Source organism: Azospirillum sp. B4 (genome assembly GCF_000333275.1).
Taxonomy (GTDB): domain Bacteria; phylum Pseudomonadota; class Alphaproteobacteria; order Azospirillales; family Azospirillaceae; genus Nitrospirillum.
Genome location: NZ_BACU01000066.1, coordinates 1 through 12647, shown reverse-complemented (window position 1 = coordinate 12647; position 12647 = coordinate 1). Strand labels below are relative to the sequence as shown.

Below are 12647 nucleotides of genomic sequence, written 5' to 3'. Positions count from 1 at the left end.
TTCACGCCCAGCACCAGCTCGCCAAGGCGGCGGCGATCATCAGGCCGGCGCCCAGGACGTAGCCCCACAGCACGTTGGTGCGTGAGCCGGTGTCGATCAGGGCGCCGAACACCAGCGGGCCGCAGACGCCGCCCAGACCGGTGCCGAAGGCGAAGAAGAGGGAGATGGCGACGGCGCGGATCTCCAGGGGGAAGCACTCGCTGACCGTCAGATAGGCGCTGCTGGCGGCGGCGGAGGCGAAGAAGAAGATGACGCTCCACGCCAGCGTGATGGTGGTGGCGGTCAGCAGGCCCTGCTGGAACAGGATGCCGGTGATGATCAGCAGCACACCCGACAGGGCGTAGGTCCCGGCGATCATGGGCACGCGGCCGATGGTGTCGAAGAAGCGGCCGATGATCAGCGGGCCCAGGAAGTTGCCGGCGGCGAAGGGCAGGATGTACCAGCCGACAGTGCTGGACGGCACGTCGAAGAATGAGGTCAGGACCAGGGCCTCGGTGAAGAAAATGGCGTTGTAGAAGAAGGCCTGGGCCGTCATCAGCGACAGGCCCAGCACCGTGCGCCGGCCATAGTCCCGCAGCAGGGACTTGGCCACCGCCGCGGTCGACACCGTCTCCAGTTCCCGCAGGCGCACCGGCGGCCCGGCCGGGGGCAGGCTCAGGCCTTGGGCCTGGATGCCGGCCTCGATGCGGGCGACGATGGCATCGCCTTCCGGCACGCGGCCGTGGGTCATCAGCCAGCGCGGGCTTTCCGGGATGGCCCGGCGCAGCAGCAGGATGAACAGGCCCAGCACGGCGCCGGTGAAGAAGCTGGCGCGCCAGCCCAGATCCGGCCCCAGCAAGCCCGGATCCAGCAATACGACGGAGCCGATGGCGCCCAGGGCGGCGCCCAGCCAGTAGCTGCCGTTGATCACCAGGGTGACCCAGCCACGGGCGCGGGCGGGGATCAGTTCCTGGATGGTGGAATTGATGGCCACGTATTCACCGCCGATGCCGGCCCCGGTCAGGAAGCGGAACAGCAGCAGGCTGGTGAAATTCCAGCTGAAGGCGGTGGCGGCGGTGGCGGCCAGATAGACCAGCAGGGTGATGCTGAACAGCTTCTTGCGGCCCAGCCGGTCGGTCAGCCAGCCGAAGAACAGGCCGCCCAGCACGCAGCCGATCAGATAGGCGCTGCTGGCGGCCGACACCTGGGCGTTGCTGAGCGCCAGGACGGGGCTTTCCTTCATGGCCCCGGCCACGGCGCCGGCCAGCGTGACCTCCAGCCCGTCCAGCACCCAGGTGATGCCCAAGGCGCCGACCACCAGGCTGTGGAAGCGGCCCCAGGGCAGGCGGTCCAGCCGGGCCGGGATGTCGGTTTCCGTCAGGGGCTGCGGCGGCGTGGTGATGGAGGCGGCGCTGGACACGGGATGGTCACCTTCACTCAAGGCCAGAAGAATACGGAGAAAAGGAGGATGGGCGGACAAAGATCGGGGCAATGCCCGCCCATCCCCAGAGGCCGTCTTCGGGGCGACGGCCCCATGCCGTCGTCACCGCCCCGTCGGTGCGGTGACAAGGTCAGGACGCGGTCAGAACTTGGCCGCGGCACTCAGGTGGATGGACCGGCCGAACAGCGGGCGGCCCAGGAACACGCCGCCGCTGCTGGTGCCGGAGCCCACCACGCGGGCGTTGCCTTCGGTGATGCCCAGCTCATCCGTCAGGTTGGTGGCGGTCAGCTGCACGGAATAGCGGTCGAAGTCGGCCGAGACGCCCAAGTCGATGGTGTCGTAGGCCGGCAGCGGCTGCTGGTTGTTCGGGTCGCCATAGCGGTCGCCCACGTGGGTGTAGGTGCCGAACAGGCGCAGCATGGCCCAATCCAGCGGGATCTCGTAGGACGGGGCGATGGAGAACTGGAACTTGGGCTGGCGCAACACCTCGTTGCCGTTGAAGCTGGGATTGTCCTGGTACTTGGCGTCCAGGTAGGTACCGCGGAAGCTGACGGTCAGGTTGGTGACCGGCCGCACGGCCAGCTCAAACTCCGCACCCCAGGCTTCCGATCCATAGATCTCGTTGATCAGGCTGCCGCTGCCGTCGGGATTCACCACCTCCGCCTGGTACAGCAGGCCGGAGAAGGTGTTGTGGAAGCCGGTGACATAGGCGCTGTAGTAGTGCGACGCCGTTTTGACGCCGATTTCCTGCTGCTGGATGTTGACCATCTGGTAATCGCCGCCGCGCAGGGCGTCGAACTGCGGGAACTCATGGCCGCTGTTGACGCGGGCGTAAACACTCAGATCGTCCGTCAGGTAGTAGTTGGCGCCCACGGTCCACGACGGCTCCGTCCGGTGGGAACTGACGCCGTAATAGGTGCCGTTGGTGTAGCTGGCGCTGTTGTCGTAGAGCGTCAGCGGGTTGCCGTCCAGGTCGCCGCTGCTGTCGTTGCTGATGGTGCCGTTGATGCTCTGGTGTTCCATGCGGAAGCCGGCATCGACCCGCAGCTCCGGCGTGATCTTCCATTCGTCGGAGATGAAGCCCGCCACGGCGGTGCCGTCGTAGCTGGCGTCCAACGCGTAGAAGGAACCGGAGGTCAGGCCCCCGCGGGAGGCCTTGGCACCGTTGTTCAGCACCACGTCCACCGCCTGCGGGTGGTTGGTCATGGTCAGCAGGTAGTTGTTGCCCAGGTACCACTGGTCCTTGGACGAATATTGGGCGAAGTAGGCGCCCACGGTCAGGGTGTTGCCCTTGAACAGCTCATGGCTCAGGCGGGCGTCGTCGGTGAAGGACTGGATCTTCTTGTCCACCGACCACATGCCGACGGCGATGACCTGCTGGTTCATGTTGGTCAGGGCGGCACCGGTGCCCACGATCTTGGCGGAACCGCCGGTGGCGATGCCGCCGGCCGCGGCCACCACGGCGGCGTTGGCGTTGGCCGACGTCACCGTGTCGCTGATGAACTGCCCCAGCGTTTCCGGGTTCGACCCGGTGAATTCCGACTGGGTGAAGGCCCGGCCGGTGACGAAGTTCATCTTGTTGCTGAGCTGCCAGCCCTTCAGGTCCAGGTCCAGGGTGTTGCCCAGGGTGGTCAGCTGGATGCCGCGGCCGTCGCCGATGTCCAGGTTCTTGGACTGGCCGGGGGCCGTCTCGATGGTGACGTTGCGGATGTCGTTGCTGTACAGGCTGAAGGTGCCCGGGTCGGTGCCGGGGAAGGCCTTGATGTCCTTCCCGTTGTTGCTGCTGACCAGCGGGATGGCGGTGTAGAAGGCGTTCCGGTCGTCGGTGCGGCGGCCGTAGAACGTGAACTCGCCATTGTCGAACTTCTTGGTGACGTTGGCCACCACCTGGCCGCCGTTGTCGGCCGGGAACTGGGTGCTGCGGATGCCTTCATTGTAGCGGTAGAAGCCGCCGACCATGAAGTTCAGGTCCTTGGTGATGGGGCCGCCGTAATAGGTGTCGACGCGATACAGCCCCTCATCCCCCACGGTCAGGCGGATGCTGCCTTCAGGATTGTCCGTGCCCTTGCGCTGGATGAAGTTGACGGTGGCGCCCGGCTGGGCGTTGGAGAAGACGGTGGCCGGGCCGCCGCGCAGCACCTCCACCCGCTCCACCGTGTCGTCCAGGCGGATGAGGGTGGAGTTGTCCATGAACGACAGGGTGGGCGCCGGATAGATGGGCGACCCGTCGATCTGCATGGTGATGAAGGGCGCGTCGCCGCCGCCCGGGAAGCCGCGCACGTCGATGTTGGGGCCGGCGGTGCCGCCGGTCGATTCCACCCACAGGCCGGGCGTCAGCTTCAGCAGGTCGGCGGTGCCGTTGGGCTGCTGCGCGACGATGTCATCGGCCTTGATGGTGCTGATGGCGAAGCTGGCGTCCAGCTTCTTGAGGCCGTCGCTGCGCGCCGTGCCGGTGACGATGATTTCCTGCAACTCGTCGGCCACGCCGTCGGCGGCCTGCGGGGCCTGCGCCCCTTGTGTCACGGGTGCCGTCTGGGCCAGGCCGATGGCCGGCATGAACAGCGCCGCCAGTGCGACCCCGCCCAACAACGCACCTATCCTGTGAGGATGCGACATTCTTCCCTCCCCTTATGTCTTGGTGGTGATCGTGACTTGGACTGGCTCGCCCCGTCGCGCCCTGACCCAAGGCTTCTTATCGGAATGGCACGCCCTGGTTGGGTCGCTTACCACCCCTGCTTGAATGGCGCATCGATAACACCGAATGACATCGATAACAAGACATCGATGTCATTCTGTTTTCATCTGGTCGGCGACTGTGGAATTTGTGCCACAGCCCGCGCCTTATGCTGCAACTGCACTTCGCATTGCAGCAAAATCGGCAGGATTTCCGAGGGATTTCCAGTGACGATGCTCAAGTCCTTGACGCGCCGGGGGCGGCGGCCCTATCCCGGGGGCGTGGGACGGGCGGCGTTGTTGTTATCGATGTCATTCGATGATGGCCCTGCTCGCCGGTGCCCATGGGCGCGGGCGGCGGGATGTCGCAGGGCGTCAGCGAGGCAGGCGAGGTGGTAGGGGTGGCAAGGATGTTCAGGGACTGTGCCACGGGACGACTCGGCACCCGCCGGGGCAGGCCCCAGCCCGACGAACCCCGCCTTTGCAAACAAGGGCTTGTTATGGAACAGTCTTCGCCTGGATCGTCCGCTTACCGGCGTCACCCCCTTTCCTGGTTTCGGAACCCCGCATGAGATCGCGTCCCGCCAAGTCCAGCGTTCCGGCGGCCCCGCCCCAGGCGGTGCCGGATACGGCCGCCGCTGGCGAGGCCGGCCGGCTGACCATGGCCGACCTGGCGGCGCGGGCGCAGGTGTCCATCATCACCGTCTCGCGCGCGCTGCGCGACAGCCCCTCGGTGCGGGAGGATACCCGCCGCCGCATCCAGGACTTGGCGCGTGAGATGGGCTATCGCTTCAACGCCACGGCGCGAAACCTGCGCCTGCAGCGCAGCCACACCATCGCCGTGGTGGTGGACATGAAGCCCTCGCCGGAACGTCCCATGTCCGGCCCTTTTCCCCTGGATCTGCTGGGTGGCATCTGCCAGGAACTGACGACCGCCGGCTACAACGTGCTGCTGACCACCGGCCAGTCGCAGCCCGCCGCCGCCGTGCACGCGGCCGACGGCGCCATCCTGCTGGGCCAGGGCGCGGACGACACCGCCGTGCGCCAGCTGCTGCCCATCGGGGTGCCGCTGGTGGTGTGGGGGGCGCCGCAGCCGGGCGTCGACCCCGTCTTCGTCGGCAGCGACAACCACCAGGGCGGGGCGCTGGCCGCCGCCCGCCTGATCGAGACGGGGCGCCGGCGCCTGGTGTTCCTGGGCGACACCCGCCATCGCGAGAACGCGGAACGCCTGCACGGCTTCGCCGAAACCCTGGCCTCGGCCGGCGCGGTGCTGGTGGCGCTGGCGCCCTGCGACTTCACCTTCAACGCCGGCGTGGCGGCGGTGCGGGGCCTGCTGGCCGACACGTCCGGAGGTCCCCTGGGCGGCGGTTTCGACGGCATCTTCGCCTGCAGCGACGCCATCGCGCTCGGCGCCATCCGCGCGCTGACGGAGGCGAAATTGAGCGTGCCGGAGGACGTGTCCGTCATCGGCTACGACGACACGCCCATGGCCGCCTTCCACACCCCGGCGCTGACCTCCGTCCACCAGAACTGGACGGAGGGCGGGGTGCGCCTGGCGCAAAGCGTGCTGGCCCTGATCAATGGCGAGCACCCGGAGTCGCTCATTCTCCCCACCCGCCTAGTGGTGAGGGCAACTTAATTCCAGGGTTTGGACAGGCGATGAGAAAACTGCGGGGTGTCCTTTGCATCGTGGTGGGGCTGTTGCCGTTGACCATCGTCCTGTCGGCCTATCTGTGGGCCGCGCAGATGTTCACGATCGGCCTCGCCCCCGGTTACAAGGAACGCATCATCGCCTTTGGCATCCTTCTGATTGTCCTGGGGCTTGCCAGCATAGGGTGGGGTCTCACCCTGCTGGTTCGCCCAGCACGCCAGAGGCGAAACTCCAGCTGATTTAGCGCGCCGGCCAGCCTCAGTACACATCCCGCCGATAGCGCCCTTCCGCCGTCAGCGCGTCCAGGCGCTCGCGGCCCAGGATGGTTTCCAGCGCGCTGTCCACGCCCGGGGCCATGCCGTGCAGGCTGCCGCAGACATAGATCACGGCACCCCGGTCCACCCAGGCGCGCACCTCATCGGCCTGGGCCGCCAGGCGGTCCTGGACATAGCCCTGGCCATCGCGGGAATAGACCAGGTCGACGCGCGCCAGCGTGCCGTCGGCCTGCCAGGCGGCGATGTCCCCGGCGTGGAAGGCGTCGGTGGCGCCGCCGCGTTCACCGAACAGCAGCCAGGCGTCGCCCAGGCGGCGGGCCCGGCGCTGCTTCAGATGGCCGCGCAATCCCGCCAGGCCGGTGCCGGCGCCGATCAGGATCATGGGCACGGCGGCGGCCGGCGCGTGGAAGCCGGGATTGGGGCGCAGGCGCACCCGCACTTCCGCCCCCACCGCCACCCCGGCCGTCAGCCAGCCGGAGCCCAGGCCCAGGCTGCCGTCGGGCCGCGTCTGCTGGCGCACCAGCAGGTCCAAACGACCGTCCGCCGGCAAACTGGCGATGGAATAGTCGCGGTGGTGGGCGGTGGCGTCGTTGTTGGGCAGGATCTGGGCGATGTCGCCGGCCGCCCAGGCGGGCAGGGGCTGGTCCAGCGGCTCCAGCGCCAGGTGATAGGCGGGGCCGCCAGGGCTGCCTGGGTTCAGCAGGCGGCGTTCGGCCAGGCGCCAGCGGCCATAGGCCTCCGGCGCCCAGTCGGGTGCCGCGGCGGCGCCCAGGGCGCGCAGCCGCTCCTGCCATTGATGCAGGGCCTCGGCGTTTCCGTCATCGACCAGCACGGGGTCGAACAGGCGGGTGGCGCCGCTGTCGGCCAGCCAGCGGTCGATGGCGCGGCCGAAGCCGCAGAAGGTCTCATACTGCCGGTCGCCCAGGGCCAGCACGGCGTACTCCACGCCGGCCAGGGCGGCGGGTGCGGCCATGCGCTTCCTGGCATAGGCGCGGACGTCGTCCGGCGGCTCCCCCTCGCCATAGGTGCTGGCCACCACCAGCAGGCGACCGCGCAGGGCTTGGGGGTCCAGCTTGGCCAGGGGCACCACCTCCGGCGCCAGGCCGCCGTCGCGCAGCACCCCGGCGGTGCGCCAGGCCAGCTGTTCCGCCGTGCCGGTCTGGCTGGCATAGGCGATGGTCAGGGTGGTGTCGGCCGCGGCCGGGGCGGTGGCCGGGGCCGGGGCCGGAGTGGCGGCGGACACGCCCCCCCGGGCCAGGCGCACCGCCTTCTTCTTGCGCCGGCGGTCCAGGTACAGCATCAGGCCGGTGACGAAGAACAGGGGCATGGCGCCGGCTGCGGCCATGAACACCACCTTCCCGCCCAGGCCGAAATAGGCGCCGCGGTGGATGGACAGGACGTTGGCGATCAGCTGCGCGCCCAGCTTCTTGTCCTGATAGCGGCTTTCCGACATCACCGCCCCGGTGGCGGTGTCGATCATCATCTCGTCAAGGCCCTGGTCCGCCGGCGCGCCGGCCAGGCGATAGCGGATGCGGGTGGGGGCGCCCGGTTTGCCGGGCGGGTTCAGCATCGCCAGGGCGAAGTGGTCGCCCTGCTTGGCCAGGAAGCCGGTCCAGGCGGCGTCGATGGACACCGTTGCGGCCTCGGCGCCCCCCCTGCCGCCCTCCCGCCCACGACCTTCATGCCCTTTGCCCTCACGCCCGCCCTTGGGGGGGCCCTCCCGCGCTGGCAGCGGCTGGCCGGTCAGCAGCTGGACCACGCCGTCGCGGTACCAGTCATAGGACCACCACAGCCCCGTCAGGCCGATGACCAGATAGACCAGCAGCACCCAGGTGCCGATGACGGCGTGCAGCGACCACAGGAAGGCGCGGCCCCTGGCGCCCGTGTCCAGCTTCAGCCAGGCGCGCCAGTCCAGCGGCCGGCGGGGCCAGCGCAGGTACAGGCCGGACACGCAGAAGAACAGCAGGGCGGACACGGCGGCGCCGGTGATCTGCCGGCCCACCCCGTCGCCGTTGCCGGGCAGGGCCAGCCAGCGGTGCAGCTGGCGGACGAAGCCGAAGAATTCCTCCCCCGTGGCGCGGCCCAGCACCGTGCCCTCATAGGGGTCGACATAGGCGCGCTCCCCCCGGTTGCCGCCCACGCCGCCGGCGAAGAACACGCGCGCCGCCTCATCCTTGCGGGCGGACAGCACCAGGCCCTCGATGCGCTTGTCCGGCCGCTGTTCGCGCACCCGGGCCATCAGGGCGTCGGGGGACAGGACGGGCGCCGCGCGCTCCGCCACCGTGATCACGCCGGGGCTCAGCGCCCGCATGATCTCATCCTCGAAGCTCATGGCCGCCCCGGTCACGCCCATGATGGCCAGGACCAGGCCCAGGGTGATGCCGAGGAACCAGTGCAGCTGGTAGATCACCCACCGCCCGGTGATCCCCCCGGCCGGCCCGCGCAGGGACAGGCGGGCGCCCTTGCCGGACACACGCGGGGTCGGGCCGGCCGCGGCACCGCCGCCGGCCTGTTCTCTGGTCACACTGGTCACTGTCTCGTCCCCACGGCGGCGAACCACCACTCAGCAAATGCGAATTACTCTCAATTCTTTATAGCGGGGAGGAGGGGGTTTGGGAAGGGCGTGCGTGGATTGTGTTGTGCGCCGCCGCATAAAATGAGGACGGCTGACCTGTAACGGGAGAATCGGGGGATCTTCTCGCCCTGTGGGTCAAGGTCGCATTAGGCTTGGGCAGTTTGGGGAACGGCGGCTATGGGGTCGTTTGCTGAACGTCCGCTTCTGGAGCGACACCAACAATTCTGCCAAGAGCCAACAGGAAAATCTGTGGCCTTGATGATTATACAGATTGCAGCAGGAAGGCTCCTCTTGTGCTCAGGCTGGAAGGCTCCCCTTGGCGGAGGGAACGACCGAGCGCATCGACGCGCTGCTGTCGGCGGGCGAGGCGCGTCTTGATTTCATTCGTGCGGCCATTGACCGGGAGATTAGCGCCGGGGCGGCGACAGCGGCGGACGGCGGTTCCGGGTCACTCCACCCAAGATCACCTACCCTCTATTCTACACGCAAAAATAGGCGTATCAATACCGGATCAAAACGGAACCGGTTATCTGTGCGCGGGGTCGGGGCGTGGTCTTTCGGGTCAGCTACTATGTGGTTACGAAAGCGGGCACCGATAAGACCTTGTGGCTTGATATGCTTCGCAAATCTGGGGCCGCAGTTGATCAATGGGACGACCCGATTTACAGCGATGTCATGCCCCGCAAGCCGCGCGGTGGACAGGTCGGTATTGAGCAACTGCCGGACCTGACGGAAGCGATCCGTTCCCTGGGGAGTGGCGAGCGACTGACGATCCCGCACGCGGGTCATTTGATCGGCGCCCCCGTATGGGAGGTTGTCGCGGCGGCCCTGGTACGGGCGGCCGCAGAGATGGAGTTGCTGGTGGAAAAGACCGTGCTGGATGGGACAGACCTGGAGGCGGGCGCCGCGCTGATCCGCCGGCAGCGGGGCCGGGCACTCACCGACGCCAGGGCCAAGGCGGGACTGCCCACCGGTCGCCCTCGGGTCAAGCTGACGGGCAAGAGCCTGGCGGAGGCCCTACGGCTGTTCCCGGACCCGGCCTGGTCCACCAGCCGCATTGCCACCCATCTTGGCCTGGACAGGATGACAATGCTGCGCCGGATCGAGGAAGCGACCGGCACCATGAGCAAGGCGCGCGCAGCGCAAGAGGCGTCGGCCGACAACTGGCCGCCGAAGCGGCGATTGACACAGGAGAGATGATGGAAATCAAATATCGGGTTCCCAGGCAGACATTCGGTATATTTTCAAGTTCTTTTAATGATTTACGCGAACTAGATGAGGATGCCATTCCACCCATGGCAGTAACGTTCGATACCAAGGCGGATTTTGTCGAAGTAACAATTCATGATAAGAAGGTCGCGATGTTGATGAGGTTGGCTATGTCGGGTGAAATGACAAGGGTTGATCCTGATGAGAATTGACAGATCCTGACCACAGGGTGAACGATTACATGATCTGGTATTTCGTCAAGTTCTTCCGCGAAGAAAGCCATGCTGACCAGTTCATGGCGGGCAGCCTGTATCTCAATACTCTTGGGTATTTTAAACAGGTAGAAGCTGAGGACACTGACGGGCGCATGGACTCAACCGAAGCTATCGCCATGTGGTTGCAGCCCCAAGACCTTGTGATGACGTTTAAGGTGCCCGGTATTGGCGAGATTGAGATAAGCAAAGCTGATCTGGCCGGTCCTGTTTCGGTGTCGTTCGATGACCACAATCATTTACATCTCTTCTGCTTATATGCCGGCCACATCACAGGCTTCGAATTCGTGGACGGCAAAATCGAGTGCTCGCCAGAGGATGCTGAAGAGATCCAGCGCCAACTGGACATCGACGAGAGATGTCTAAACTTCGGTAGATTTGCCGTCGTCGTTCCTGCCTTCCCCTTTCTCAACCAAGCCCGTGAAGCTTTGATAAGCCAACGATATCAGGGTTGGGGCAGACTAGTTGAGTATTACGATGAGACGACGTTCCATGGGGAAATTCCTCTTAAGGACATCCCTTTCAGAAAACAAAAACGCTTCGAATACCAGCGGGAATTTCGAATCTGCATCCTGCCTCACATCAAGAAAAATGATGCTATCACTATTAATATTGGCGACTTATCGACTATCGCCACCAAGGTCGAATCGTCTAACCTCAAAAGTCTTCTCAATCCCAAAATTGAGCTAGCGCCTGTCGACGGTTGAGCAGGCTGCTTCACTTGCATCTGTCCTTCTCGATTCGCATTGGCGCGCCAAGCGGTGACCACATGGTGAATGAAGATGAGCTGGTCCAAATTCACAAAGCGATGCGCTGTTGCATACTTTCTTTCCGAAGAACCTCTCGACGTTTGGGGGGATGGTGACGTAGCACCGCAAGAGTTTGATACGCCGAAAGAGGCAATGGCCGGGGCGGAAAGGGCGCTCAAAGGCGGGCGCATAAAGCGTGTCGTCATTTATGATGGGATATTAGGGACTTGGACGAAGATCGAAGATTGGACCGTGCGTGATGTTTAGGACGGGGCACGTCGCGACGTGGCCCGCTGGGCCTCCAAGTCATCGTCGCGGAACGACTGATCACGAGGTGAAAGCCATGACTGTGCCAGAACGCGTAGCGGCATTTCTTGAGGGCCACATTGAGGGCGCTATTTGTGATGACTGCATCCAAGCCGAACTGAAGCTGGCCCGGCGGCAGCAGGCTCAGCAGGCGACCAGTGCCCTGGGAGCATCCGGGGGGTTCAGCCGCGGTCCTGGCCGCTGCGCCCGCTGCTCAGCCGAAAAGGTCGTGATCTTGACCACAAGGTGAACATTCGGCCGCATACTGATTTTGCAATGTCTGCTTACGGGGGATCGCTTGGTCATGAGCGTCCATCTTGGGCGCAAAGCGGACGGAAGCAGCTTTCTCAAGCTACAACATCAGGGCCGCCGGCTTTCGCATCACTTGGGTGGGGCTGTGTTCAGGAGGTGCAGCAAACTTGCCTGAGCTTTGGCGGCAGCCCGCCTCGCCCGCCCTTCTCGCCTTACGCGTGAGCCCACAGCGATTGGGCGCCGCCGCATAAAAAATGGGAGTCGTCGCCCGGCGCCCGGGATCGGCCCCTTCCCATTCATGCCAGCAAAAAATTATATCACTGCTTATATAAGTGATGATATGGTTGCCGCATGAGACAGGGACTTGGAACTCAGTTGCGGCATCTGATCGACCTGCTTGACGGGGCGGTGGATGCCGCCTACGGCGAAGCGGGGTTGGACTATCGTCCCCGCTACACCCCCGTCATGCGGGTGCTGGCCGCGCATGATGGCCTCAGCATCGGGCGCATCGCCGAACTGGCCGGCATCACCCAGCCGGCGGTGACGCAGACATTGGCGCTGATGAAGGCGGACAAGCTGGTGACCGTCACGGCCAGCGACAGCGACGCGCGCCAGCGGGTGGTGCGCCTCAGCCGGCACGGCCGGTCGCTGCTGGGCCGGTTGCAGGAATGCTGGGACATGACCCGCCGGGCGGCCGACAGCCTGGACGCCGACCTGCCCTATCCCCTGTCCCAGTGCTTGCGGGAGGCCATCGAGGCCCTGGAAAAGCACCCCTTCGGCGACCGCATCCGCGCCGCCCGGCACCGGCAGGCCGACCGTCACGCACGGCCGGATGCCGCCGTATCCCCTGACTTGGAAAGCGAATGATGGACCACACTTTGGCCCTGGCCGCCCCCCGTTCCAGCCTCGGCACGCGCCTGTTGGCCCACCCGCTGGCGCGCATCCTCATCGGCACGCTGCTCACCTTCGTGCCGGTGCCGCTGGTGATGGTCCTCGCCGCCAAGCTGGTGGACAAGCCGTACCGCGTGGTGTGGCCGCAGCTGCTGGCGGCCGCCTTCGTCTGGCTGGGCTACCGCTTCTATGTGCGCCGCATCGAAAACCGCGCGGTGACGGAACTGGCGCTGCCCCAGGCGCCGCGTGAACTGGGCCTGGGCGTGGCGTTGGGCGTCGGCATGGTGACGGCCGTCTTCGCGGCTCTGGCGGCGCTCGGCGTGTACCGGCTTGGCGGGATCGATGGCGCCAGCCTGACGCTGCTTCTGCCTTTG

9 protein-coding genes and 1 pseudogene are annotated in these 12647 nt (G+C 66.0%); 7 read left to right on the top strand and 3 right to left on the bottom strand.

The features are described 5' to 3' along the window. Position 1: 1 nt before the first annotated feature. Together I55_RS02535 and I55_RS02530 are read right to left on the bottom strand one after the other, a co-directional pair. A complete protein-coding gene (locus tag I55_RS02535; protein WP_049973769.1) occupies positions 2-1399 on the bottom strand; it encodes an MFS transporter in 1398 nt (465 codons plus the stop codon). Between the two features lie 162 nt (positions 1400-1561). Beyond that, entirely contained in the window at positions 1562-4006 is a 2445-nt protein-coding gene (locus tag I55_RS02530) for a TonB-dependent receptor (RefSeq protein WP_159107092.1), read from the bottom strand. A gap of 655 nt (positions 4007-4661) precedes the next feature. Between I55_RS02530 and I55_RS02525 the strand changes: the two genes are divergently transcribed. Both I55_RS02525 and I55_RS02520 read left to right on the top strand, forming a co-directional pair. Then, positions 4662-5732, top strand: a complete 1071-nt coding sequence (locus I55_RS02525) for a LacI family DNA-binding transcriptional regulator (RefSeq protein ID WP_199902432.1) — start codon at positions 4662-4664, stop codon at positions 5730-5732. Between the two features lie 68 nt (positions 5733-5800). Further along, complete coding sequence (locus I55_RS02520) at positions 5801-5983, top strand: hypothetical protein (protein WP_148293543.1); 183 nt, start codon at positions 5801-5803, stop codon at positions 5981-5983. A gap of 19 nt (positions 5984-6002) precedes the next feature. On the opposite strand, the gene I55_RS02515 is transcribed toward I55_RS02520, so the two are convergent. Continuing rightward, positions 6003-8543: a sulfite reductase flavoprotein subunit alpha gene (locus I55_RS02515; RefSeq protein WP_199902431.1), complete on the bottom strand. Its 2541-nt coding sequence runs from the start codon at positions 8541-8543 to the stop codon at positions 6003-6005. A gap of 600 nt (positions 8544-9143) precedes the next feature. On the opposite strand from I55_RS02515, the gene I55_RS02510 reads away from it, so the two are divergent. The 5 genes and pseudogenes from I55_RS02510 to I55_RS02495 all read left to right on the top strand — a co-directional run. After that, on the top strand, positions 9144-9794 hold the full coding sequence (locus I55_RS02510; protein ID WP_044558908.1) for a hypothetical protein: 651 nt from the start codon (positions 9144-9146) through the stop codon (positions 9792-9794). Further along, on the top strand, positions 9791-10015 hold the full coding sequence (locus I55_RS35650) for a hypothetical protein (protein WP_148293542.1): 225 nt from the start codon (positions 9791-9793) through the stop codon (positions 10013-10015). The genes I55_RS02510 and I55_RS35650 overlap by 4 nt, the downstream gene beginning before the upstream one ends. A gap of 29 nt (positions 10016-10044) precedes the next feature. Then, positions 10045-10782: a hypothetical protein gene (locus I55_RS02505; RefSeq protein WP_044558907.1), complete on the top strand. Its 738-nt coding sequence runs from the start codon at positions 10045-10047 to the stop codon at positions 10780-10782. 951 nt (positions 10783-11733) lie between these two features. Then, on the top strand, positions 11734-12249 hold the full coding sequence (locus tag I55_RS02500; RefSeq protein WP_044558906.1) for a MarR family winged helix-turn-helix transcriptional regulator: 516 nt from the start codon (positions 11734-11736) through the stop codon (positions 12247-12249). Continuing rightward, positions 12246-12647 (top strand): annotated as a pseudogene (locus I55_RS02495) (CPBP family intramembrane glutamate endopeptidase); the annotation flags it as partial. The gene I55_RS02500 and the pseudogene I55_RS02495, both read left to right, overlap by 4 nt.